We start from the raw sequence: 24,407 nt of genomic DNA on the forward strand, positions 1-24,407 counted from the left end.
GTGAGATGCCTATGACACTAAATTTCAGCTTTAGCGGTAATTTTATTAGCTTTGAACGTCTTTGCAAACTGCGCACAGCGAGGTTCCGATTTACTCGGAATATGCAAATCTGGCAAATACACAGAGAATAAAACAGATACATAAAATGAAACAATATCTAGATTTACTAAAACAGGTATACACGAATGGTGTGGATAAAACAGACAGGACAGGAACAGGTACACGCGGTGTTTTTGGTTATCAGATGCGTTTCAATCTGAAGGAAGGTTTTCCGTTAGTAACGACCAAAAAGCTGCACCTGCGTTCCATCATCCACGAATTGATCTGGTTTCTGAAAGGCGAAACCAACATCCAATACCTGAAGGAAAATGGGGTAAGTATTTGGGACGAGTGGGCCGATGAAAATGGTAACTTGGGTCCTGTTTATGGTTCGCAATGGCGGTCGTGGCCTACGCCAGATGGAGGTCATATTGATCAGATTGCCCAAATCATACACCAACTAAAGAACACGCCAGATTCTCGTCGTATTATTGTATCTGCATGGAATGTTGCCGAAATAGGTAATATGGCCCTCCCACCTTGCCATGCCTTTTTCCAATTTAATGTAGCTCCAGCTCAACCCGAAAAAGGTATACTCAAGCCTCAGTTATCCTGTCAATTATACCAAAGAAGTGCTGATATTTTCTTAGGTGTACCGTTTAACATTGCTTCGTACGCGTTATTGACTATGATGGTCGCACAAGTATGTGATATGGAAGCAGCAGATTTTATTCATACTCTCGGCGATGCCCATATCTATAGCAATCACTTTGAACAGACGGAGCTTCAATTATCTCGCGAACCGAAGCCTCTTCCACAACTACGGATAAACCCGGAGGTAAAAGATATTTTTGATTTCAAATTTGAAGATTTCGAATTAGTGAACTACGAATTTCACCCACATATCAAAGCTCCCGTAGCGGTGTAGTGGCTGTGGAAATTTGAAAATAAGGAGCTTTTTTAATTTTTACTTTTTAATTTTTAATTCGTGAATCCCCACATAACACTCGTAGTAGCTGCCGCTGAAAATAATACCATCGGTAAAGACAATCAAATGCCTTGGCACTTGCCCAATGATTTTAAGTATTTTAAGAAATCTACATTGGGGCATTCCATTGTAATGGGACGTAAGACTTTTGAATCTATCGGAAAGCCACTACCCGAACGTAGGAATATCGTACTGACCAGAGATCAACGTTATACAAATCCGGATGTCGATGTCGCCAACAGCCTAACAGAGGTCTTGACTTATTGTCGTGATGAAAACGAAATCTTTATTATCGGTGGTGCCGACATTTTCAAACAAGCATTACCTCTTGCGCAAAAAGTACTTTTAACCCGTGTGCATGCAGAAATAGCCGGAGATACTTTCTTTCCAGAACTTTCTGCCTCAGAATGGCGGTTAATAAGCCAAGACAAACACTCCAAAGACGAAAAGCACGCTTACGATTATACCTTCGAGGTGTGGGAAAGAGCGTAAAAAACAAGTAACAAGCTATAAAATTAAAGGCTTATCTCTGTCGTTAATTTACACTAAAATATTGGAACAAAAAGCCTAACTGATTTGTTCAGTTAGGCTCTGAGCTTGTCTTGGACAACAAAATCAATAATATAGTTTCTCTACAATAGCCCTTCACAACTATTGTCTTCATCAGATCTATTTGATATAGATTTTATTTCCGCTTTCGTTAATATAATATTTTCCCCCTTGAGGACCTTCATAAACGGGATGCCCATTATGTTTTGCCCCGGTTAACTTATCTCCATTTGTGGTAGTTTTCACTTTGTTTGGTTCAACTTTCGCCGCACTTTTCTCTGCTTTGACGACGTGGTTTACTTTGGCTGGTTCCTTGTTTTCCATTGGCTTTACATTACCAACAGATTTTTCTGTTTTGTTACCTTTTTTATCGACAGCTTGATGAGCTTTCGGTTCTGTTATTAAAGCTTTTTTCTCAATGGCAGCCTTGGGATGCTGTTCCATTTTCTTGGGCGAGATCTGGTTTGCTTTCTGTTCTGCTTTTGCCGGTTGGCTCTCTGCCTTTTTAACCGTTTGTGCTTGTGTAGCTCCTATTCCTAATGTGGCTACAAACACAGCTAATGCTGCGATTTTTTTGAAAGAATTTAAGGTTTCCATAACCAATAAAATTATATAAATACATTACACATTAGCGCTCAAAAGAAATACCGAAAACAACGACAACACACTGCTTATCAAGCACATTAACATAGTTTTAACTATAATATATTATTACTCAATATCCAACAACAAAAAATCCCCAATTGCCTTTCGCAATTAGGGATATCATTTTCTTCTATTTCTTAATATTTACTTCAAAAGCTCATTCAGCGCTTTCTCTACTTTCTCAAATCCAAACTGAGACTTTACTTCTTCAAACATTCGTTCGATCTGATCATTGCAAAGATTGCCGATACTGCCTTCGTGCGTATGCTTCACCTCTTTCGAGGGCTGAAAAGTCCCCTCTTCTATAGCCATACCAATATTTTTATAAGCTTCGCGGAATGGAATACCTTGTAGCACCTCGTTATTGACCACCTCGACACTAAATAGATAATCGTATTTAGGATCGTCCAATATATTTTCCTTGATACTAATGTGCTGTAGCATGAAAGTAGCCATCGCTAAACAATCATTCAATGATTCAAAAGATGGAAACAGATTCTCCTTCAACAACTGTAAGTCCCGGTGATAGCCCATTGGCAGGTTGGTCGTCATCAAAGCAATTTCATTCGGAAGAGCTTGTATTTTATTACAACGTGAACGAATGAGTTCAAATACATCAGGGTTCTTCTTATGCGGCATGATACTCGAACCGGTAGTCAGGTGAGCAGGAAAGGATATAAAACCAAAATTCTGGTTGATATACAAGGTAATATCCATCGCAAACTTGGCTAAGGTAGCGGCGATTGAACTCATAGCCTGCGCTACGATACGCTCTGTCTTACCTCGTCCCATCTGTGCATACACAACATTGTAGTTTAAGTCCTCAAAACCTAGAAGCTCCGTGGTCATCGTACGATTCAACGGAAAGGATGAACCATATCCAGCTGCTGATCCCAAGGGATTCTTGTTACTGATACTCCAAGCAGCCTTCAATAAATACAAATCATCCACTAAACTTTCGGCATAAGCGCCGAACCAAAGCCCAAAAGAAGATGGCATAGCGATTTGCAAATGTGTATATCCGGGCATCAAGACATTTTTATATTGCTCGCTTAACTGCAAAAGTTGTTTAAACAAAAGCTCGGTATTATTAAAAATACCTTGTATCTCGGAGCGAAAATACAGCTTTAGATCGACCAATACCTGATCATTACGTGATCGGCCCGAATGGATCTTTTTACCGGCCTCTCCAATACGCTGCGTAAGCATCATTTCGACCTGCGAATGCACATCTTCTACACTGTCTTCGATCGTAAACACGCCTTCTAGTATCTCTTCATGAATTTTCTTAAGCGCTTGCTGAACTAAAGCCAGATCTTCATCTGTCATCAGACCAATACTATTCAACATCCGCGTATGTGCCAATGAGCCCAATACATCAGCTTCTGCCAATTGCAGGTCCATTTCGCGGTCGTTACCAACGGTAAACGATTCGACAAAGGAATCTACATCTATATTTTTTTGCCAAATTTTCATTAAATTCTGTTTAGAAGTACAAAAGTACCAAATACATCGTAAAATATTCCATACAATCCACATTCCTTGTAAATTGAGTCTTAAAAATCAATAATTTAGAGCCTAATATTTTAACTAATTTTTATTAATGAACAAAAAATCGCTATTATTCTTTGCGTGTCAGTTAGCATGGTTGCTACCTCAGGCGCAAGAGGGGAAAAAACCACTAAGCTGGCAGGAAATCCCGTCATGGCACTATATCCGGATGAATGGAGCACAGCCGTCGGCCGACGGAAATTGGTTTGCCTATGTTGCAGGCCCATCTGAAGGCGATCTTACATTGACCTTAAAAAAGACACAGGATACACTGAATTACAATTACAAAATCGGTGGTCTAAGCTCGCCAATCGCCTTCTCTAATAACAGTCAATACCTTGGTTTCTTCGAGTCCCCGAATTTCAAAGAAATCAAAGCCAATGAAAAAGCAAAAAAACCGAGCAGTAAAAAGCTCAAAATTGTAGCTTTGAGGGATACAGCTTCGATAAGCTTTGACAAGGTACAAAGCTTTAACTTTTCTAACGATGACAATAAGTGGGTCGCAATCCGCTTCGAAAGTGCTCCTCCTGCCCCAGGTGCTCCTCGAGGAGAGGATACCGGAAAAGGCGCAGATTTGTTGTTATACAACTTATTTACAAAAAAGAGTTTCAACCTAGGTAATGTCAGCGACTACAAATTCAACAAATCCGGGCAATACCTAGCATATACAGTAGACGCAAACGGCAAAAACGGTAACGGTATATTCTTGATGGATATGGCTACAGGCTTGACAACCGCTCTTCAAAATGACGACGCGAACTTCTCGAAGATCAATTGGAATAAAGAAGGAACAGCTTTTGCACTATTAAAATCCAAGAAAGATAAAAAGTACAAAACACCGGTATACTCCCTAATCGGGGTAAAAAACATCAAAGGCCAACAGGCGGAAACGTTTACTTACTCTGGATTAGATGAAAACCAGATCATGGCTGGTTTTGGAATAAGTCAAAATACAGTTCCATCCTGGAGCAAAGACTTAAGTACTGTGTTTTTTGGTGTAGCTAAGCTGGAAAAAACGGAAGAACCGAAAAGCACCGAAAAAAAGATTGACAATTTAGGCAAGGATTCGACGAACAATAAACTTGCTATCGCACAGAAAGACAGTATTGGTAAGGATACTACTGCAACAAAAGTAGCAAAAGTAGCGCCTAAGAAGCCTGAAGTCAACAAAAAAGATCTGGAAAAACCAGATATGATTATCTGGAACTGGCAAGACAAACGCCTACAATCCGCTCAACGTACGCAATTGCAAAGAGACAAGAACTTTATGATCATGAGCGCATGGAACATTACCTCCAATAAGTTTGTTTCACTAGCAGATAGCGCGGTTAAATCTATTGCATTAGCACCAAACCAAACGATTGGTTATGGCTTAGATTTTACACCTTATGAGTATGAGTCTAATCTCGATGGTCAAGGATATGGTGATCTATACATTGTCGATGTAAAGACAGGAGCAAAAAGACTTGCGGTAAAAAAAGTATACCTTAATGCCTCGCGCGGCTTCTCCTTCTCACCTAATAGTGGTTTTCTATTGTATTACAATGATGGTCACTACTATACCTTGAATGTAAACAGCCTTCAAACGAAAAATATTACCGAGAATATTCCTTCCTCATTTGTCGATATATACGATGATCACAATGTATCAAAAGTAGCGACAGGTAATTACGGTTGGACAGCAGATGGCAAATCCGTACTATTGAAAGATAACTTCGATCTTTGGAAAGTATCTGCCGACGGCAAATCGGCTACCACACTGACGGACAACTGGAAAGGAAAGAAATTAGCAACACTAGGTGTTAGCAGACTTTATGAAGACGATGAAAATATAGACCTTAAAAAAGATCAATATTTTGGCATCATCAGTCAGGAGACTAAACAAAAAGGAATTGCGTTATTAGCTGCGGGTCAAAACAAGATGCAGATTCTAAAATTGGATGATGTTAATATCAGTCCGATAAACAAAGTAAAAAACAGCAACAAGTTCTTTTATACAATAGAGAGCAGTAACAAAGCTCCTGAATATTTTGTTAGTCAGGACAAGTTTCTAAAAAGCGAGAACCAGCTAACATCAAATACAGGCAACAAAGACAAATACGATCTTTCAGCAGGATCAAAATTGATCAGCTATGTGAGTGATCACGGAGACACCTTGCAAGCTACACTATACCTTCCTGCAAACTACGTAGAAGGCAAGTCCTATCCTACTATCACCTATATCTATGAAAGGTTGACGGACGACAAAAACACGTACACACAGCCCGGTTATCCAGGTGGTGGATTTAATAGAGCTATGTATAATAGCAATGGCTATGCGGTACTGATGCCGGATATCAAATACAAATTGAACGATCCAGGTATGTCTGCGGTAGCTTGTGTAATCCCCGCAGTAAAAGCAGCGGTAGCTACCGGTATTGTAGACGAGAAAAATGTCGCTATCCACGGGCACTCTTGGGGAGGATACCAAACAGCGTTCTTAATCACGCAATCGAATATCTTCAAAGCGGCTGTTGCCGGTGCACCACTCACCAATATGATTTCGATGTATTCTTTGATATATTGGAACTCAGGTTCATCCAATCAAGCGATCTTCGAATCCAGTCAAGGGCGTCTAACTACAGGATACTGGGATAACTGGGAAGCCTATACGCGAAACTCGCCAATCTACCACATCAAAAAGGTAAATACACCATTAATCATCATGCACAATGACAAAGATGGAGCCGTAGACTATACCCAAGGGGTAGAATACTATAATGGCTTAAGACGTCTTAACAAGCCGGTTGTGATGCTTACCTACAACGGTGAAAACCATGGCTTAGTTAAAGAAGTAAACCGTAAGGATTACGCTGTGCGTATGATGGAATACTTTGATTACTACTTGAAAGGTAAAGAAGCCCCAAGCTGGTGGTCTAAGGGTGTAGATTATATGGACTTAGAGAAACACTTAGAAGAAAGAGCGTTTTAATAATGGTTAATGATCAATGGTTAGTGGTTAAGCTACTAGCCATTTGTCAATAATCAGCAGCAAATGGAATAAAAGCTCATAGTCTACTACAAGCATAAAAAAAGGCGTTGAAAATTTTCAACGCCTTTCTACTATGTTTAGTTTGTTGTATTACTAGCCATTTGACAAGGCCGCCGCACCAGATACAATCTCGGTAAGCTCTGTTGTAATTGCTGCTTGACGCGCTTGGTTGTACGACAATTTCAGAGATTTTAACAAATCGCCGGCATTATCTGTCGCTTTATCCATCGCCGTCATACGTGCACCGTGCTCTGAAGCATTTGAATCCAAAACAGCCTTATACAGCTGAATTTTGATTGCTTTAGGAATTAACTCTTCAATAATTTTCTCCTTAGAAGGCTCGATAATATAATCAAGTTCAGCAACATTATCTTCTTTATCCTCCGGTACCAAAGGTAAAAGTTGCTCCGTAGTCAAAATCTGAACTGCAGCATTCTGGAATCTATTATAAACCACTTCTACGCGATCGATATTACCTTCCTTAAACTCAGTCATAATGTACTCCGTAACCTTAGAAACATTTTCGAAATTAAGGTTATTGAATATTTCGTTATTATTGCCAATAACATTAAAACCACGCTTTGTGAAAAAATCGTGACCACGCTTACCAATAGCGATAACACTCAGATTACCACGGGCATGTTGCTCCGCATATTTGCTAAAGATAAGATTATTGGTTGCTTTGATAGCATTCGCATTGAATGCTCCCGCTAAACCTCTATTTGAAGTAATCACAACGACCAATACCTTATTAGGTACACGGTCTTGTGTATACGGCGAGTCGTTACCTTCTACAGAAGTGGATACTTGAGCTAAAATATCTCTTAATTTATTGGCATAAGGGCGCAATTGCACAATTGCATTTGTCGCACGTTTTAATTTCGCAGCAGATACCATCTTCATCGCTTTGGTGATCTGTTGCGTGGAACTAACGGACGTAATCCGGTTTCTTACTTCTTTTAAATTTGCCATATTCCAATTTAAGTAGTAAGTATTTAGTAATTAGTATTTAGACCTAGAAATCTAAGTACTAAATACTAAATACCTTGTACTTATTAATATTTTGAAGCTAATTCTTTAGCTACTGTTTCTAACACATTTGTCAACTCATCAGAGAATTTACCTGCTTTTAAAGCAGACAATACTTCCGGATGACGTTGTTCTAATTGTGTTAAGTATTCTTCTTCAAACTGTCTTACTTTATCTACAGGGACGTTACGCAACAATCCTTTAGTACCTACGTAGATAATAGCAACTTGTTTCTCCACAGAAACTGGAGAGAACTGACCTTGTTTCAAAATCTGAACGTTACGGATACCTTTATCCAATACAGCTTTAGTAGCAGCATCAAGATCCGAACCGAATTTAGCAAAAGCTTCCAACTCACGGTACTGTGCTTGATCTAACTTCAAGGTACCAGCAACTTTTTTCATCGATTTGATCTGTGCGTTACCACCTACACGTGATACCGAGATACCCACGTTGATCGCTGGACGGATACCTGCGTTGAATAAGTTAGATTCCAAGAAGATCTGACCATCTGTAATAGAAATTACGTTGGTAGGGATATAAGCTGATACGTCTCCTGCTTGTGTCTCAATGATAGGAAGTGCTGTCAATGAACCGCCACCTTTTACCAAATGTTTGATAGACTCAGGTAGATCGTTCATATCACGAGCGATATCATCCGAAGAATTGATTTTAGCAGCACGCTCTAATAAGCGAGAGTGAAGGTAAAATACGTCCCCAGGATAAGCCTCACGTCCAGGAGGACGTTTTAACAATAAAGATACCTCACGATAAGCTACCGCTTGTTTTGATAAATCATCATATACGATCAATGCTGGACGCCCTGTATCACGGAAAAACTCTCCGATCGCAGCACCTGCCATTGGTGCGTAGAACTGTAATGGAGCTGGCTCAGCTGCTGAAGCAGCCACAACTACAGTATAAGCCATCGCACCTTTTTCTTCTAATACACGCACGATATTCGCTACTGTAGAGTTCTTCTGTCCTACAGCAACATATATACAGAATACAGGCTGACCTGCATCATAAAATTCTTTTTGGTTGATGATCGTATCGATACAAACCGCAGTCTTACCAGTCTGACGGTCACCGATAACCAACTCACGTTGACCACGACCTACCGGAATCATCGCATCGATAGCTTTGATACCTGTTTGTAATGGCTCAGTAACTGGTTGACGGAAAAGTACCCCTGGTGCCTTACGCTCGATAGGCATTTCGTAAGTTTCGCCTTGGATTGGTCCTTTACCATCAATAGGTTGTCCCAATGTGTTTACTACACGCCCCAACATACCTTCACCTACTTTAATAGATGCGATACGGTTAGTACGTTTGATTGTATCTCCTTCTTTAATTTCGTCTGATGGGCCTAAAAGTACAACACCTACGTTGTCTTCTTCTAAGTTCATTACAATACCTTGTAATCCATTAGCAAACTCAACTAACTCTCCGGATTGAACTTTTGTTAAGCCGTAAACACGAGCAATACCGTCACCAACTTGTAGTACGGTACCTACTTCTTCCAATTCGGCTTCTGACTTAAAGCCTGACAATTGCTCTCTTAGAATTGCCGAAACTTCATCTGGTCTTACCTCTATCATTTTAACTTCGTATAAGGGGTTTTAGAATCTATTACTTTTATCGATTTCGTACAAGTGCTTAAACACCTTGTGTTACGAAATGTCTTTCTAGTTTACTTAATTTGCCTGCGATTGTTGCATCAACCTGTCTGTCGCCTACTTTAACCACAAATCCACCGATTAAGGTAGGATCCACTTTATTGATTAAAATAACTTCAGCATTGATTTGTTGACCAATAGCAGTCTTTAACGCTTGAATATTTTCTGCTGACAATGCCGCTGCAGAAAGGACCTCGGCCTTAACAATACCATTCAGCTCATTGTATTCACGGATGAATTCTAAAGCTGTAGCATAAATCAATTCGCCACGTCCTTTGCGGATCATAATGCCAAAGAAAGCCATTATTTCAGGTCTCGCTTTGTCTTTAAAAAGAGCAGATAAAATATTCTCCTTTTTGTCTGTTTTAATAATCGGATTACTTAAAACAGCCTGTAATTCGGAGCTCGACTTAATTATCGTTACAATCTGCTCTATATCGGCCTTTACAGCCTCTACATGGCCTTGCTCTTTTGCCAAATCTAATAAAGACTTAGCGTATCTAGAAGCAACTTTGAATACTGACATGTTAAAAAAGTTAAAAATTAAAAATTAAAAATTAAATAGTGAGCTGATCACTAGTTCAATTTAACATCTTTCAACAAGTCAGAAACTAACGCCTCTTGCTTGCCTTGATCTTCAAACTCTTTAGTTAAAACCTTACGTGCGATATCTAAAGATAAAGAAGAAACTTGGTTCTTAACTTCTGCTAAAGCTTTCAACTTTTGATCTTCAATTTCACGCTTAGCGTTTTCTATCAACTTAGCACCTTCTGTTTGCGCAGCCTCTTTCGCATCAGCAACAATCTTATCTTTCAATAATTTTGCTTCCTTAAGAATTGCGTCACGCTCTACACGGGCGTCTTTTAACAACTGCTCATTTTCATTTGTCAAACGCGCCATTTCTAATTTAGCTTTCTCTGCAGATGCTAAAGCATCAGAAATACCTTGTTCGCGTTCGTCTAATGCATTAATGATTGGTTTCCAAGCAAATTTACCCAATAAAACCACTACGATCACTAATACGATTAGTAACCAGAAAAATAAACCGAAGGAAAAATCGTGAATTAATGCTTCCATTATATATGTTTAATATTTTTTAATGTTCGTTTTTTGTTAAGTAACATCATTTGCAACCAACCGTTGCAAATGATGTCCTGTACTTGTGTCAAAATGGGCTTATTTACCTAAGATTAGGGCAGCAAGTGCCAAACCTTCAACTAATGCACCAATGATGATCATCGCAGTTTGAATTTTAGAAGCAGCTTCTGGTTGACGAGCGATAGCTTCCATAGCTGAACCACCGATTTTACCTAAGCCTAAACCTCCACCGATTACGATTAATCCTGCTCCAATTAAGTTGTACATAATAATTATTTTATAAAATTTAACAAAAAATTCTGATTAATGATGCTCTGGGTGCTCCTCTACCGCCATACCAATAAATAGCGAAGACAACATTGTAAAAATGAAGGCCTGTAAGAAAGAAACCAATAGCTTTAAAACAAAGATGATCAACGTCAATAGCATGGAGATACCAATACTACCACCTAACGTCAATTGACTCTGAAATAAGTAAATTACTGCAATGAAACCCATGATCACAAAGTGCCCTGCAGTCATATTTGCAAACAAACGTAGCATTAACGAGAATGGTTTCGTAAAGATACCCAACAACTCGATAGGAGCTAACAAAATTTTGAAAGGAACAGGAACACCTGGCATCCAAAAAATATGCTTCCAATATGCTTTATTTGCTTTAATATTAGTAATTAAGAAAGTAACAATAGCCAAACCAAATGTTACTGTAATGTTTCCTGTCACGTTGAAACCAATTGGTGTAAGACCCATTAAGTTTAACAAGAAGATCAAAAAGAATACGGATAACAAATAAGGCATAAACTCTTTGTAACGGTGTCCAATATTAGGACGAGCCATTTCATCACGTACATAAATAATCAGTGGCTCCAAGATACGCCCAATACCCGTAGGGATAGCGTTAACGCTCTTTTTATATGTTTTCGCCAAGCTCAAGAATGCCCAGAACAACAAGATTGTAGCAATGATTAAACCTGCAACATTTTTCGTGATCGAGAAATCCCAAGGTTTTGCATTGGTCGGATGACCTTTTTCATCATAAGTTATAGTACCTGCCACATCAGTTTTGTAAATTTTGCCGTGGTATAACTTATAAAACTGTCCATCCTTCTCAACAATAGCTTCACCATGATGAAACTCAGCAGAAGAGAATACTTTCAAACCATTATCAATCAAAATAACCGGCAACGCAAAACCATAATGTTTGCCTGAGGCTTTGTGACTGAACAAGGAAAAGTAATAATCATCTTTGACGTGATGTTGGGAATAAGCCGTTATTTCCTCCGGCGTAGAAATTTCTGAAGCCTGAGCTCGAACTGTGAACGGATTAACTGTAAAGAAGATTACTGTAAAAAGCAAAATTGCTCTCTTAAGACTCACCATTTTAGACTACTATATGAATAATGAAAAATTTTGGGCAAAAATACAACTTTATTTGGCATAAAATACCAAATGACTAAAACTTTTTGTTATTTTTTTTCAACAGTGCTATCCTCTTGATTCAAAGCCTGAAAGGCGATGAAAACATCGAAAAACAAAAACAGAAAAAACACAACTAAAAAGTTATACTCTATAAAATCATTCTCAAAGACGCCCAGACCTTTTCGAATGTAAATATACCCTGCAATAACTTTGATCGTCATGATCCCTAAAAAGACAAAACCTAAATTTTTGGGCATTGCCCAATTCGTCAACATAATTAAGACTAATGCAAACAAAGAACCTACTGCCCCAACAGCATACATGCCCAATAAGCTATACCCCGATTGCGACCAAAACGCACTCAACTCCATGCCATCCAAAACCAGATAATGTGCAAAATAAGCCGTTACTGCAAGCAGCACTAACATCAAAATATTTTTTATATAGTTATTCATCTTTTGTTTGTATTCAAAGGAATTCATGAGCTCGTTTCACTCGGTTATTCATCTTTTGTTTGTATTCAAAGGAATTCATGAGCTCGTTTCACTCGGTTATTCATCTTTTGTTTGTATTCAAAGGAATTATTCATTAGAGTTAACCTCTTGATGGCATTCATGAACTCACTCCATTCGGTTCATGAGCTCGTTTCACTCAGTTATTCATTTTTACTAATTCTATTGGCCTGCCGAATGAACTGCACCAGCGAAGCTAACACCCCCAACATAGTCAACCCTTTTGTCCACCACCCTCCTTCAACTCCCAATCGTTCATCAACCCAATCTCCAAGCAAATAACACAAGTAAATTGTTGCCCCCATCTGAAAGGGCATGGACGTAAAAACAATCCACTTACTTACTTTCTTAGAAGATTTTTCCTCTTTCATATGTAAATAATTATTCCATGATCCGCCAGCTGGCGGATCGGTTTGACCTTTAATCGTCATTATCTTGTACCGACGAATCCGCAAGGAATATCCAAAATATTTTCATTCGAGTTTGTGTAGTTTCTGCTACATGGATATTTCAAATGATTAAAGATTGGTCTGCAAACTTAGATAAAAAGCTTGGTATTCGTGCTATATCCGCCTAAATAATTCAACTCCCAGCACCAACTTCCTGATTGGTATCAGAGGTCTCTAAAACCTTCTGTCCAATCTTAATCTCCGGGTATCCGTACGCATCACCAAGGATCATTTTAATTTCCGAAGAAGACTTACCTTCATTGGTCTTTAGCACCATCAAGATATGATCCAATTTCTCCTTCGAGATAAGATCTTCGGCATCGATTTCCGTACCTACATAGTGAATCAGATGACCATAAATAGTACCCTCTACCATCCCTCGCTTGACAGCAATCTGGGCTATATCAAATCCGTCAAGATACATTTCTAGGGTGACTTGTTTGGTATCGAGCTCCTTACCATCTCCTTCATCGGCGATGGCTACCGTGTCATCCTTCACAATATTCCCCACCAAAGCCAAATCTTCAATCCCCTCTTCTTTGGTCAAAGCCGTAGCGATGGTCAGACAATGCTTCAACACTTCATATTTTCTTTTAAAATCTAAAAGTAGAGCCTTCAACTCCTGAATATATTTTTTGGTACGTTTGCGCACTTGCCATTCCTCAATATGCTGCGCGGTAGCATCGATCAATTCAGACTCCATACGTGGTAAGAACCACTGGACAGCAGACGATGTACGGTCACATATTTTTTGATAATCAACATCTTCCGGGTTGGCCAGCATACCATACAACTGCGTAACGAATTTATGAGCCACCCCTTCTTGTTGCTTAACAGCCGTCATCACCACCAACATAAAAGCTTCCACCCCAGGCTTGTTATCAATATTACGATTAGCTAACGAATCACTCAATTCCTGAACAGCCTCCGTGAGTGTAGTCCATCGAAAACTTTGTAGTAAAATCTGTCCTAAAAAAACGCGTTGACACTGTACCAACACCTTATCCATTTCTCCTTCATCAAGCAGTTGCTTCATAAAATCAACGACCTGATAATCTGTCCGTATCGCATGTGCTGCTATTTTTGACCGCAACACCAGCCCTTCTAGACCGGTCAGCCTACTGAGTGCAACATAGACCTGTCCAGAAGCAAACGAAGTACCGGCATCGATAATCGCCTTTTCAAACGTAAGCCCCTGACTTTTATGGATCGTAATCGCCCAAGCCAGGCGTAACGGATATTGCGAAAAAGTACCCAAAACTTCCTCTTCTATTTTGTCCTCACCTTTATTGTACTTATATTTTATATTCTCCCAGGTTTCTCGCTTTACCACCACATCTTCTCCTCCGTCTTTGAAGCCCACCACGATTTGATGTTTATCCAACAACAGTTCCTTAACAAAGCCGATCTTTCCATTAAAATATTTCCGATCTTCACCCACGTCATTTTTGATAAACATGACCTGTGCCCCTTCCTTCAGCGCTAAGGTCTCCTCTGTCGGAAAAGCGCCTTGCTGAAAATCATCCTTGACAATAGCCTTAATGTTATGCATGCGTCCAGCAAGCTTCACCAGTTCTTCTTGATTTATCTGCTCCGCGATACGGTTATGCGAAGTCAAAGTAATATACTGGTCATCTTGTGCCGGCACGAATACATCGTGATGATGACTGTTCAATAAATCCAGATCGGCAGCCGTACACTGGTTATTCCGAATATTGTTGAGCACGGAAATAAACCCTGTATCCTGTTGACGATATATCTGCTGCAGCTCCAACTTAACCAAGGCACTATTTCGCAACACCTTAGCATCAAAAAAGAACATACTGGAATAATGACTACGCAACACTTGCCATTCGGCATCTTTAACCACAGGAGGTAACTGATAAAGGTCACCTATAAACAGTACCTGAACTCCCCCAAAAGGTCGCATATCTCGACGTACAGATTTCAAAATAACATCTATTGCATCCAAGGTATCAGCCCGGACCATAGAAACCTCGTCAATAACTAACAATTCTAGCTCCTGTAAGATAGCCCGACGTTGTTTAGTTAATTTAATCGTACTAAAAAGACGGCTTTTATTATAAATATTATGGTCTTGCTCATCCCATTTTAAAGCATAATCCTCAATAAAAACACCAAAAGGCAACCAAAACAAAGCATGTAGCGTAGTACCCCCTGCATTCATTGCTGCTACCCCTGTAGGAGCTGTAATCGCCATTTTTTTATAGCAATTATCTCGTATATAGCGAAGAAAAGTAGTTTTTCCTGTTCCGGCTTTTCCCGTAAGAAACAGGTTTTGGTTTGTCTGATTAACAAACGCTACTGCTTTCTTAAAGATTTTATTTTCGTTGTCGTATTGTTGCTTCATGATATACTGCAAAAGTAAGCGTTTTGAAGTTCTCAAAAAAAACAATTAACTTTATGTACTTTCGACTAGAAGTATTAACTTAACCTTTAGAAATATAAAAAACATGACGTATATAGATAAAACGGAACTATTCAATCAGATTGAAGCTAAAATTACCGATGCTGGTTTTACGATCGAAAACGTTGACCAAAACAGGCCTTGGGGAGGATTTTTCGTAATCAACGAAGATCAAGCTCAACAATTTGCGAACCAATATTTCGATGGTCTAGACATTAAAGACCTAAAGATATCTGGAAAATTGAGCCCCAAAATCCTAGTTGTAGCACCTTCAAAGAGACTATCTTGGCAATATCATCACCGCAGAGCCGAAATTTGGAGAGTCATTCGAGGAGAAGTCGGTGTAGTAACAAGTCCAGATGATAGCGAACATGAACTAAAAATATTAAAAGAAGGCGAATTTATCCGCTTGGCACAAGGCGAGCGTCACCGTTTGGTAGGCTTAGGCGAATATGGTGTGATAGCAGAAATATGGCAACACACTGATTCAGAAAGTCCTTCCGACGAAGATGATATCGTACGCGTTCAAGACGACTTTGGAAGATAATTAGTCCTTATTCCATCGCAGTGAAACCATACATCTTATTACAACCTTAAAACAAGTCTTATGTTTCCATACAGATACTTAAAGTTCTGTTTTTTAGGTTTATTAATTTCTATGGTTTCACCTACCTTGGCGCAGAAATATTGTAAATGGGGAGACAAGGGAACTGATCATCTTTTAAAAACCAATTTATTAAACCTTCCCCTAAAGACGTTTAATCTTGAATACGAACGTTCATTCAGATCCAACATCAGCATCGGTGTAGATGTGTCTTTCACCCCCAAGCGGGACGTACCTTTCAAAGGTTCTATAATAGACAAGATTACCAATGAAAACGCAAAGAAAAGCGTCGAAGAAACGCGTTTTAATCAGTTTTCAATAATTCCTCAAGCTCGGTTTTATTTTGGAGATCGAGACGTATTCACCCGGTTTTACACCTCTCCTTATATCAAATATTCCCGATATCAAACCGGTAGTACCTTATTCTACAACTCCAACGTCGTAAATACAGCAAACTCAACGCTTATCCCTATTGAAGTTCCAATTTCGGGAAATATTAACACGTTAAGCGCCGGTATAGCAGTGGGATTACAATTCCAGATCCTTAAATCACTTTACCTAGACTGGAAAATCATCGGCACCCATTATGGTTTCCTTTTTGGCAAAGGATCTGGAACATCAACCCAAGCACTATCCGAGAACTTACAAGAAGAAATAAGAAAATCTCTTCAAAAACTGGATGATCTCCCTTTTTATTCCTTTCCCCATACCGTTACGCAAGATCGTGTCGAGCTAAAACCCAAAGGTGCAAACGTGGGATTCACTTCCGCTATTTCCGTTGGTTACCGATTTTAGCGGTTACTTTTTGCTTTAGGCATTCGTGAATCCAAAGCATTTTATCTAAGTTTGTACATACTTCATATTTTACGGTACATGACTACATATAACGAAGATAGTATACGATCCCTCGACTGGAAAGAACATATCAGACTACGGCCTGGTATGTACATCGGTAAGTTGGGAGATGGTTCTGCCTATGACGACGGCATTTATGTTTTATTAAAAGAAGTGGTAGACAATTCCATCGATGAGTTTGTGATGGGAGCAGGAAAAACCATCGACATCACAGTCAATGAGAATAAGGTATCCGTGCGGGATTATGGCCGCGGAATTCCTATTGGCTCTGTGGTGGATGTTGTCTCAAAAATAAATACAGGAGGTAAGTACGACAGCAAAGCATTCCAAAAGTCCGTTGGTCTGAATGGGGTCGGTACGAAAGCCGTCAACGCTCTTTCGGCAAACTTCACGGTTCAATCCTACCGACAAGGTGTCACCCGCATTGCACAATTTGCAAAAGGTGAGCTTACCGAAGATGAACAAAAAGAAACCACACAACGTAACGGTACAGCAGTAACTTTCTACCCAGACGACAGTATATTCAAACATTATAAGTACCGGGTAGAATTTGTTGAAAATATGATCTGGAATTATGTTTTCCTCAACTCGGGACTTACCATTAACTTCAACGGGCAAAAATTCATTTCAGAGAATGGTCTAAAAGATCTTCTTGAGCGCAACGTAGACACTGAAAGCATGCGCTACCCGATTATTCACCTCAAAGGAGAAGATATCGAGATCGCAATGACCCACGGTCAACAATATGGAGAAGAATATTACTCATTTGTCAACGGACAGCATACCACACAAGGCGGAACGCACCAAGCGGCATTTCGTGAAGCTTTAGTAAAGACAGTTCGTGAATTCTACAAAAAAGAGTTTGACGCATCTGATATCCGTGCTTCTATAATTGGAGCTATCGCGATCAAGGTACAAGAACCCGTCTTTGAGTCGCAGACCAAAACCAAACTAGGCTCGCAAAGTATAGGTCCTGAAGGTCCTACGGTACGGACTTTCATCAATGACTTCGTTAAGAAAGCATTAGATGATTACCTACACAAAGACTCAACCACGGCTGATGCCTTATTGAAGCGTATCATGCAATCGGAGCGTGAACGTAAAGATATCGCCGGAATTAAGAAATTAGCCAACGAACGTGCAAAAAAAGCTTCTGTACACAACAGAAAACTTCGTGACTGCAAGCTACACTTCGGTGATAAAAGTGAAAGAAACCTAGAAACCACCCTTTTCATTACCGAGGGAGATTCAGCTTCCGGTTCCATCACCAAATCACGTGATGTACAAACGCAGGCCGTATTCAGTCTCAAAGGAAAACCATTAAATAGCTATGGCTTGACCAAAAAGATCGTTTACGAAAATGAAGAGTTCAATCTACTGCAGCACGCTTTAAATATTGAAGACGGTTTAGACGGTCTCCGTTATAATAACATCGTGATAGCGACAGATGCCGATGTCGATGGTATGCACATACGCTTGTTATTGATGACTTTCTTTCTGCAATTTTTTCCAGATCTGGTTAAGGCCGGCCACGTTTCGATTTTACAAACACCCCTATTCCGTGTACGTAATAAAAAAGAAACTATCTATTGCTACTCGGATGAGGAGCGTCAACGTGCCATTGCCAAATTAGGGAATAAACCCGAAATCACACGATTCAAAGGTCTTGGTGAAATATCTCCCTCCGAATTTGGTTTATTCATCGGAGAAGACATGCGTTTGGAGCCCGTAATACTTTCAAAAGATAATAGACTACAACAGCTATTAGAGTATTATATGGGCAAAAACACACCCGATAGACAACGACATATTGTAGACAATCTCCGTGTTGAGATTGATCTTGAAGCCGAGCTCGCTCAAAAAGCTGGCTAAAAAGAAACACCTACCTGCAGAAATCATCCTTTCTGCAGGTATATTTCCAATATCTACCTCAATCCGACTTCCCATCTTCTCTCGATAGCACGTTTATGTTATATCCCTGGGATAGAACCTCTGACCTGATTTTACCAACAATCCCTCTCCCCATAAAAACGCATTGAAACCATCAAAAGTGACGAATTACACCTTTTTTAATGGTGTGCAACATTTTTTATTCCACAAATTTTATGGCTCTTTGCATATCAAAAGATCGCAATGGAACATACTTTTCATATCCCTGTACTTGGTCTAGCTTTTTCTATAGACAGCCCACTTAAAGTCGCTCAATTTGGCATCGCTTCGGTCATGTCTATCGTAGACGACGAGCTCGTCGAGCGTATGCGAGAATACTACGCAAAAAAACATTTTCTACCCTACATCCCTATTGGCCCCAAAGCCACAGACAGTCGTTCGCAACGAATAACAGCCTATCTTGACCTCGTACAGGAGATCGTGAAAGAACAGATACAGCAACTTCGCACGGCAGATCTGGATCACAGTACGGATCTGCAAAAGTATTTCGAGCTCCTACCGGACACTTCAAGTGTTAAAAGGATATACAACAACTACCTGCAAGAAATAGACCCCAACAAGAAAGCACATCTCAAAGCGACCTTAATGATGAATGTGCAACCGGGAGATATTAATGTAAACATTATGTCTAAGGTTGATAAAATCAACACAGATTCTGCAGGAAACGTCTTAGACCACTTATATTCCGATGCGAGCGCTGCATTGCGCGGATTTGCCATGAGCAATATCAAAGGCGGGTTAGTGTTATCTGCCGGCATGAACCCCAGGCTATACAGCTATCTAGGCGAATTGCCACAATTCATACCCAATAAAAAGGGAGAATTTCAGAAGCAGGTCATTCTAAAAGTATCAGACTATCGATCGGCGCTAATACAAGCCAAATTTCTAGCAAAAAAGGGTATCTGGGTTTCGGAATTCCGGGTCGAATCTGGTCTTAACTGCGGAGGGCATGCCTTTGCTACCGAGGGACTTCTGCTAGGCCCTATACTTGAGGAGTTCAAAACAAATAGTGCAGCATTACAGCACGAGCTAAGCAGCATGTACACCGAAAGCTTAAAAGCAAAAGGTCATGTACTTGATAACTGTCCCCAGATACGCATCACGGCGCAGGGGGGAATAGGAACAGCCGCCGAACAAAGCTTTTTATTGAGTCATTATGGATTAGCAGCTACAGGCTGGGGGTCTCCATTCCTTTTGGTCCCGGAAGCTACAACAGTCGATGATCAGACGTTACAGGCACTAGCCTCCGCTCAGAAAGACGATTTCTATACCAGCGGCGCATCACCATTAGGTGTTCCATTTAATAATTTCAAAAAAAGCTCCGCTGAATTAAATAGACTACAACGCATACAGAAAGGACGTCCGGGTGCCCCTTGCACCAAGAAATACCTTATCTCCAATGCAGAATATTCAGATGAACCCATTTGCACTGCATCACGCATCTACCAATATACCAAATTAAAAGAGCTGGAAATCTTTGAAGGAGAAAGCGAAGACTACCACAAAAAATTAAAAGAAATCACCGAGAAAACATGCCTTTGTGAAGGGTTAGCCACTTCAGCCTATCTAAAATATGATATACTACAAAAAAAAGAAGATGATGCCGTAGCTATCTGTCCGGGGCCAAACACCGCTTACTTCAACAGTATCTACAGCCTACAGGATATGGTGGATCATATCTACGGGCGCAAGGATCTGTTGGTCGGTTCGGATAGGCCATCTTTATTCATCAACGAGTTGAATCTCTACATCGAATACCTAGAGCAATACCTCCGGGATAACGAGTTGCAGATGGATGATAAAAAAGAAAAGTTTACCGCTCGATTTAAGAAAGAACTAAACTCGGGCATTGCTTATTATAACAAAATAGCAGAGCAGCTTTTCCCAACAGACCCGGTCCAAAGAAACACATTCACCCAACAATTGGTCGATGGACAAATCAAACTAACGGCATTATAAAAAGAAAGAGGCAATTAAAAATTGCCTCTTTCTTTTTTATTTAAATTTTCTGAATTTCCCAAATACTCCGAGTGGCAATTTAGGTCCTGCTGTCGCCTGCAGGTACAGCTCTCCTATCTCCAAGTTTTCTACCTTCGGAAAAGATGTCCTAATCAGATTCTCCACGATAACCGAAGAAAAACCTAAGGAATAGGTATTCAAGATTAGAAAATGCTCTTCTGGATCCAAAAGCTGAACCACATCACGCATCATTTCCATAATATGATCTTCTAACTTCCACTTTTCCCCTTTAGGTCCATGCCCGTAGGCTGGCGGATCTAGTATAATACCATTATATTTATTCCCGCGTTTTAATTCTCTTTTAACAAATTTCAAGGCGTCTTCCACTACCCAGCGAATATCCGAAACCCCGGAGAGCTCTTGATTTTCATTGGCCCAGGTTACGACCTGTTTGATCGAATCTACGTGCGTGGTATCAGCCCCAGCCGCTCTCGCGATTAAAGAAGCTCCACCTGTATAAGCAAAAAGGTTCAACACTTTAGGATTCGGTGTTTTGAACGACTTTACACTTTCCGAAATATAATCCCAATTTACAGCCTGCTCAGGAAATATCCCCACATGCTTGAATGAAGTCAACCCCAATCGAAACTTGATAGCGACATCATTATTCTTATAACTGATATGCCAGCGATCGGCTATCTTAGGATTCTTTTTCATCCACTCGCCACTGGTTGCAGACCTGCCTTTAAACTTGATGTGATGTACTTTATTCCATTCCGCATCTCCTAATGCCTTAGGCCAAACAGCCTGTGGTTCGGGACGGATCAAGAGCAAGTCACCAAAACGTTCTAATTTTTCGAAATCACCGCAATCAACCAACTCGTAATCTTTCCAGTGCTGTGGTGTTAATAATTGTATGTGCGTAGTTGTAGACAAAATACTAATATTTAATTTGGGGCAAAGGTAAACAAAACTCGCATTATTTTATGACCTCTCTTGCAGCCTTCATCAAAGGGCTCGCAAAAACAAAATCATTTAGCTCCTTGGTAGTCGAATTTAACATATCCCGATTCGATCCTTCCCAAAACTTCTGCCCTTGATGCAAGAATAGAATATACTCTCCAATCCCCATGACCGAGTTCATATCGTGGGTCACGACAATAGTTGTACAATCATACTCCTGCGTAAGATCATGGATCAATTCATCAATCAATATAGCTGTTGCTGGATCCAATCCCGAATTAGGCTCATCACAAAAAAGATATTTCGGACTCATACTGATCGCTCGCGCTATGCCGACCCTCTTTTTCATCCCGCCCGAAAGCTCTGCTGGATACAGCTTATTTTTACCGGCCAAGTTGACCCGTTCCAAACAAAAATTAGCACGATCCACCTTTTCTGACTTACTCATATCCGAAAACATGTCTAACGTAAATATGATATTTTGCTCGACAGTCATCGAATCAAAAAGTGCAGAATTCTGAAAAAGCATTCCGATCTCCTTTCTTATCGGCACCTTCTCCTCAAAGCTCATCGCCGTAAACTCTTCCTTATCAAAAAAAACCTTACCCTGCTCGGGAGCATGCAACCCCACAATACATTTCAACAAGGTACTCTTGCCCGACCCCGAGCCTCCAATAATGAGACTCACCTTACCCGGTTCAAAAATTGCATCTATCCCCTTCAACACCACATTATCACCAAATGCCTTATGAATATTCTGAATTTCAATCATATTAAGGTTCCTTTATAACATTAATGCGGTGATGATATAATCACTTGCCAATATAGCGATACAACCGATCACGACCGCTTGTGTTCCTGCCTGTCCAACTTCTAAAGCTCCACCACGCACATGAAATCCCTTATGAGCAGGCACTGTCGTAATTATAAACCCGTAGACAAGAGCCTTTACCATTGCCACGACAATAGTGAATCCATTGAATCCACCCTGAATCCCCATTATATATTCATTGGCGGTCACTGCACCTGTTAATGCACCTCCAAAAAGACCTCCTACAATAGCACAGAATATGGCTATCGTGACCAATACAGGAACCATGATAACCCCGGCAATCAACTTAGGGAGTATCAGGTATCCGGCCGCATTAATCCCCATGATCTCTAAAGCGTCTATCTGTTCGGTAACTCGCATGGAGCCAATCTGAGACGATATGGAGGATCCTACTTTACCCATCAGCACCAACGCTGAGATCGTGGGTCCCAGTTCTAAAATATTAGAATCCCTATTGATCTGACCAATGACTGAGCTCGGAATTAAATCGGACACCAACTGAAATGCAATCTGCATCGTCATTACAGCCCCTATAAAAGTAGAGATGATAACAATCAGTCCCACAGAACCAACTCCAATCTCGCTCATCTCATGTAAAGTCTCCCGCCAATAAATCTTCCACTTTTCAGGTCTCTTAAAGACCTTCTTTAGCAAAAGTACATACTCTCCAAAATGATAAAAAAACATATGTTGCTGTTTACTATTTATGCTAAAATACATATTAATAGTAAAAAAGTTCATTTCTTTTATCCTAATTTATTCAACCGGCCACTTCATTCACCGACAAAACCTTTTGATTTACCGATTTTTCCAAATCGATAGCCTGATTCTATGGGTAAAGTTCGAAATAGCACAGTACATTTGTAGCATATAACAAAGTTAAATACTATATTTATTCGCGATATGAAAGGGAAAATTTCGACAGGCATATGGTTTATATTTTTTGGGATCATAGCCCTACTTCATAATTTTGATGTAATTAACTTCAATTTTTGGGCTATTCTTCCCTATTGGCCTTTACTCATTATAGCTCTTGGAGCCAACCTTATCTTCCAACAGCGCCCCAATGGAGTACTGATTCTGAGTGTCATCAATATAGCACTATGTATTTTCTTAGGCTACAAAGGACTGACCTCCACCGAACGGTTTAATTTTGGGAGTAAAGTCACTTATGACAACACGACTGATACTATCGGGACCAGCACATCCGTAACATCAGCTTACATTCAAGGGACAGAAAAAGCTACATTAGAATTTAACGTAGGAGCCTCTGCAATCGTACTCGATACCACAGACTCTTCGTTGTTGATAGAAGCATCTTCTCCAAACAAAAACATCGGTTTAAAATTAATAAATGATGGCGATAGTCTAACCCCTCAACTGGAGTTAAATACTGTTATCAAGCAAAATAGCAAAGGTAATAACAAAATAAACCTAGCCCTGAATACGCTACCACTTTGGGATTTGTCCGTCAATATGGGAGCAGCGAGCTTTACAGGAGATTTTAGCAGACATAAAGTAGATAAGATGGAAATCAATGCTGGCGCCGCTTCTATTAATCTGACGTTTGGCATGCCGCAGGTCGAGACATCTGTAATAGAAATAAATACGGCTGCCTCAAGCTGCAAAATAAGCATCCCTAAGGATGCCGCCTGTAGACTAGAGATGGAAAGTATCCTGACATCTAAGAAATTTGACGGTTTCCACGCAAAAGAAAATGCGCAACAGACAGATAATTACAACACCGCCGAAAAGAAGTATCTGATTAAGATTACAGGCGCTGCTAATTCTCTAAACATAAGTAGATATTAATCCTACAAATACCTA

Annotated in this window: 22 protein-coding genes; 8 read left to right on the forward strand and 14 right to left on the reverse strand. The window is 40.0% G+C overall.

Annotated features, from left to right (window positions below; translation table 11 throughout):
• The first annotated feature begins 145 nt into the window (after positions 1–145).
• Both B5X76_RS17170 and B5X76_RS17175 read left to right on the forward strand, forming a co-directional pair.
• Positions 146–967 (forward strand): thymidylate synthase, encoded by an 822-nt coding sequence (locus B5X76_RS17170; RefSeq protein WP_079645100.1) that lies wholly within the window; start codon positions 146–148, stop codon positions 965–967.
• Between the two features lie 60 nt (positions 968–1,027).
• A complete protein-coding gene (locus B5X76_RS17175; protein WP_079645033.1) occupies positions 1,028–1,519 on the forward strand; it encodes a dihydrofolate reductase in 492 nt (163 codons plus the stop codon).
• A 177-nt stretch (positions 1,520–1,696) separates the two neighbouring features.
• Here B5X76_RS17175 and B5X76_RS17180 read toward each other — a convergent pair whose 3' ends face one another.
• Together B5X76_RS17180 and argH are read right to left on the reverse strand one after the other, a co-directional pair.
• A complete protein-coding gene (locus B5X76_RS17180) occupies positions 1,697–2,173 on the reverse strand; it encodes a hypothetical protein (protein ID WP_079645035.1) in 477 nt (158 codons plus the stop codon).
• A 192-nt stretch (positions 2,174–2,365) separates the two neighbouring features.
• Positions 2,366–3,697: an argininosuccinate lyase gene (gene argH / locus B5X76_RS17185; RefSeq protein ID WP_079645037.1), complete on the reverse strand. Its 1,332-nt coding sequence runs from the start codon at positions 3,695–3,697 to the stop codon at positions 2,366–2,368.
• A gap of 127 nt (positions 3,698–3,824) precedes the next feature.
• On the opposite strand from argH, the gene B5X76_RS17190 reads away from it, so the two are divergent.
• A complete protein-coding gene (locus B5X76_RS17190) occupies positions 3,825–6,743 on the forward strand; it encodes an alpha/beta hydrolase family protein (RefSeq protein WP_079645039.1) in 2,919 nt (972 codons plus the stop codon).
• A 153-nt stretch (positions 6,744–6,896) separates the two neighbouring features.
• Here B5X76_RS17190 and atpG read toward each other — a convergent pair whose 3' ends face one another.
• The 9 genes from atpG to B5X76_RS17235 all read right to left on the reverse strand — a co-directional run bounded on the left by atpG (position 6,897) and on the right by B5X76_RS17235 (position 15,360).
• Positions 6,897–7,775, reverse strand: coding sequence for an ATP synthase F1 subunit gamma (gene atpG, locus B5X76_RS17195; RefSeq protein ID WP_079645041.1), 879 nt, complete (start codon positions 7,773–7,775; stop codon positions 6,897–6,899).
• Positions 7,776–7,858: 83 nt separating this feature from the next.
• Positions 7,859–9,433 (reverse strand): F0F1 ATP synthase subunit alpha, encoded by a 1,575-nt coding sequence (gene atpA / locus B5X76_RS17200; protein WP_079645049.1) that lies wholly within the window; start codon positions 9,431–9,433, stop codon positions 7,859–7,861.
• A gap of 58 nt (positions 9,434–9,491) precedes the next feature.
• Positions 9,492–10,037 carry an ATP synthase F1 subunit delta gene (atpH, locus tag B5X76_RS17205; RefSeq protein WP_079645051.1) on the reverse strand — a complete coding sequence of 182 codons (546 nt, stop codon included), beginning with the start codon at positions 10,035–10,037 and terminating at the stop codon, positions 9,492–9,494.
• A 50-nt stretch (positions 10,038–10,087) separates the two neighbouring features.
• On the reverse strand, positions 10,088–10,588 hold the full coding sequence (locus tag B5X76_RS17210) for a F0F1 ATP synthase subunit B (RefSeq protein ID WP_079645053.1): 501 nt from the start codon (positions 10,586–10,588) through the stop codon (positions 10,088–10,090).
• Positions 10,589–10,687: 99 nt separating this feature from the next.
• Positions 10,688–10,876 (reverse strand): ATP synthase F0 subunit C, encoded by a 189-nt coding sequence (gene atpE / locus B5X76_RS17215; protein WP_079645055.1) that lies wholly within the window; start codon positions 10,874–10,876, stop codon positions 10,688–10,690.
• Between the two features lie 36 nt (positions 10,877–10,912).
• Positions 10,913–11,989 carry a F0F1 ATP synthase subunit A gene (gene atpB / locus B5X76_RS17220; protein WP_079645057.1) on the reverse strand — a complete coding sequence of 359 codons (1,077 nt, stop codon included), beginning with the start codon at positions 11,987–11,989 and terminating at the stop codon, positions 10,913–10,915.
• 86 nt (positions 11,990–12,075) lie between these two features.
• Positions 12,076–12,483, reverse strand: a complete 408-nt coding sequence (locus B5X76_RS17225; RefSeq protein WP_079645059.1) for a hypothetical protein — start codon at positions 12,481–12,483, stop codon at positions 12,076–12,078.
• A gap of 200 nt (positions 12,484–12,683) precedes the next feature.
• Positions 12,684–12,911, reverse strand: a complete 228-nt coding sequence (locus tag B5X76_RS17230) for an AtpZ/AtpI family protein (RefSeq protein WP_176141119.1) — start codon at positions 12,909–12,911, stop codon at positions 12,684–12,686.
• 211 nt (positions 12,912–13,122) lie between these two features.
• Positions 13,123–15,360 carry a helix-turn-helix domain-containing protein gene (locus tag B5X76_RS17235; protein ID WP_079645063.1) on the reverse strand — a complete coding sequence of 746 codons (2,238 nt, stop codon included), beginning with the start codon at positions 15,358–15,360 and terminating at the stop codon, positions 13,123–13,125.
• 103 nt (positions 15,361–15,463) lie between these two features.
• On the opposite strand from B5X76_RS17235, the gene B5X76_RS17240 reads away from it, so the two are divergent.
• From B5X76_RS17240 to B5X76_RS17255, 4 genes are all read left to right on the forward strand, one after another.
• The gene (locus B5X76_RS17240) at positions 15,464–15,964 is read left to right on the forward strand and encodes a cupin domain-containing protein (RefSeq protein ID WP_079645065.1); all 501 of its coding nucleotides are present in this window, start codon (positions 15,464–15,466) and stop codon (positions 15,962–15,964) included.
• Positions 15,965–16,024: 60 nt separating this feature from the next.
• A complete protein-coding gene (locus B5X76_RS17245; protein WP_079645067.1) occupies positions 16,025–16,816 on the forward strand; it encodes a DUF3575 domain-containing protein in 792 nt (263 codons plus the stop codon).
• A gap of 78 nt (positions 16,817–16,894) precedes the next feature.
• Positions 16,895–18,748, forward strand: coding sequence for a DNA topoisomerase IV subunit B (locus B5X76_RS17250; RefSeq protein WP_079645069.1), 1,854 nt, complete (start codon positions 16,895–16,897; stop codon positions 18,746–18,748).
• A 261-nt stretch (positions 18,749–19,009) separates the two neighbouring features.
• Complete coding sequence (locus B5X76_RS17255) at positions 19,010–20,785, forward strand: hypothetical protein (protein ID WP_079645070.1); 1,776 nt, start codon at positions 19,010–19,012, stop codon at positions 20,783–20,785.
• A 36-nt stretch (positions 20,786–20,821) separates the two neighbouring features.
• On the opposite strand, the gene B5X76_RS17260 is transcribed toward B5X76_RS17255, so the two are convergent.
• The 3 genes from B5X76_RS17260 to B5X76_RS17270 are packed head-to-tail and all read right to left on the reverse strand — an operon-like array spanning position 20,822 to position 23,267.
• Positions 20,822–21,721: a class I SAM-dependent methyltransferase gene (locus B5X76_RS17260; protein ID WP_139375370.1), complete on the reverse strand. Its 900-nt coding sequence runs from the start codon at positions 21,719–21,721 to the stop codon at positions 20,822–20,824.
• Between the two features lie 43 nt (positions 21,722–21,764).
• Complete coding sequence (locus B5X76_RS17265) at positions 21,765–22,520, reverse strand: ABC transporter ATP-binding protein (RefSeq protein ID WP_079645074.1); 756 nt, start codon at positions 22,518–22,520, stop codon at positions 21,765–21,767.
• Positions 22,521–22,532: 12 nt separating this feature from the next.
• Positions 22,533–23,267, reverse strand: coding sequence for an MlaE family ABC transporter permease (locus B5X76_RS17270; RefSeq protein WP_079645102.1), 735 nt, complete (start codon positions 23,265–23,267; stop codon positions 22,533–22,535).
• A 216-nt stretch (positions 23,268–23,483) separates the two neighbouring features.
• Between B5X76_RS17270 and B5X76_RS17275 the strand changes: the two genes are divergently transcribed.
• Positions 23,484–24,392 carry a LiaI-LiaF-like domain-containing protein gene (locus B5X76_RS17275; RefSeq protein ID WP_079645076.1) on the forward strand — a complete coding sequence of 303 codons (909 nt, stop codon included), beginning with the start codon at positions 23,484–23,486 and terminating at the stop codon, positions 24,390–24,392.
• The last annotated feature ends 15 nt before the right edge of the window (positions 24,393–24,407 follow it).

Origin of the sequence: Sphingobacterium nematocida, from assembly GCF_900168125.1 — a bacterium.
GTDB classification, from domain to species: domain Bacteria; phylum Bacteroidota; class Bacteroidia; order Sphingobacteriales; family Sphingobacteriaceae; genus Sphingobacterium; species Sphingobacterium nematocida.

Coding starts and splice junctions, on each gene's coding strand:
- B5X76_RS17170 (WP_079645100.1), top strand. CDS start 146: ATGAAACAATATCTAGATTTACTAAAACAGGTATACACGAATGGTGTG.
- B5X76_RS17180 (WP_079645035.1), bottom strand. CDS start 2,173: ATGGAAACCTTAAATTCTTTCAAAAAAATCGCAGCATTAGCTGTGTTT.
- argH (WP_079645037.1), bottom strand. CDS start 3,697: ATGAAAATTTGGCAAAAAAATATAGATGTAGATTCCTTTGTCGAATCG.
- B5X76_RS17190 (WP_079645039.1), top strand. CDS start 3,825: ATGAACAAAAAATCGCTATTATTCTTTGCGTGTCAGTTAGCATGGTTG.
- atpG (WP_079645041.1), bottom strand. CDS start 7,775: ATGGCAAATTTAAAAGAAGTAAGAAACCGGATTACGTCCGTTAGTTCC.
- atpA (WP_079645049.1), bottom strand. CDS start 9,433: ATGATAGAGGTAAGACCAGATGAAGTTTCGGCAATTCTAAGAGAGCAA.
- atpH (WP_079645051.1), bottom strand. CDS start 10,037: ATGTCAGTATTCAAAGTTGCTTCTAGATACGCTAAGTCTTTATTAGAT.
- B5X76_RS17210 (WP_079645053.1), bottom strand. CDS start 10,588: ATGGAAGCATTAATTCACGATTTTTCCTTCGGTTTATTTTTCTGGTTA.
- atpE (WP_079645055.1), bottom strand. CDS start 10,876: ATGTACAACTTAATTGGAGCAGGATTAATCGTAATCGGTGGAGGTTTA.
- atpB (WP_079645057.1), bottom strand. CDS start 11,989: ATGGTGAGTCTTAAGAGAGCAATTTTGCTTTTTACAGTAATCTTCTTT.
- B5X76_RS17225 (WP_079645059.1), bottom strand. CDS start 12,483: ATGAATAACTATATAAAAAATATTTTGATGTTAGTGCTGCTTGCAGTA.
- B5X76_RS17230 (WP_176141119.1), bottom strand. CDS start 12,911: ATGAAAGAGGAAAAATCTTCTAAGAAAGTAAGTAAGTGGATTGTTTTT.
- B5X76_RS17235 (WP_079645063.1), bottom strand. CDS start 15,360: ATGAAGCAACAATACGACAACGAAAATAAAATCTTTAAGAAAGCAGTA.
- B5X76_RS17240 (WP_079645065.1), top strand. CDS start 15,464: ATGACGTATATAGATAAAACGGAACTATTCAATCAGATTGAAGCTAAA.
- B5X76_RS17245 (WP_079645067.1), top strand. CDS start 16,025: ATGTTTCCATACAGATACTTAAAGTTCTGTTTTTTAGGTTTATTAATT.
- B5X76_RS17250 (WP_079645069.1), top strand. CDS start 16,895: ATGACTACATATAACGAAGATAGTATACGATCCCTCGACTGGAAAGAA.
- B5X76_RS17255 (WP_079645070.1), top strand. CDS start 19,010: ATGGAACATACTTTTCATATCCCTGTACTTGGTCTAGCTTTTTCTATA.
- B5X76_RS17265 (WP_079645074.1), bottom strand. CDS start 22,520: ATGATTGAAATTCAGAATATTCATAAGGCATTTGGTGATAATGTGGTG.
- B5X76_RS17270 (WP_079645102.1), bottom strand. CDS start 23,267: ATGTTTTTTTATCATTTTGGAGAGTATGTACTTTTGCTAAAGAAGGTC.
- B5X76_RS17275 (WP_079645076.1), top strand. CDS start 23,484: ATGAAAGGGAAAATTTCGACAGGCATATGGTTTATATTTTTTGGGATC.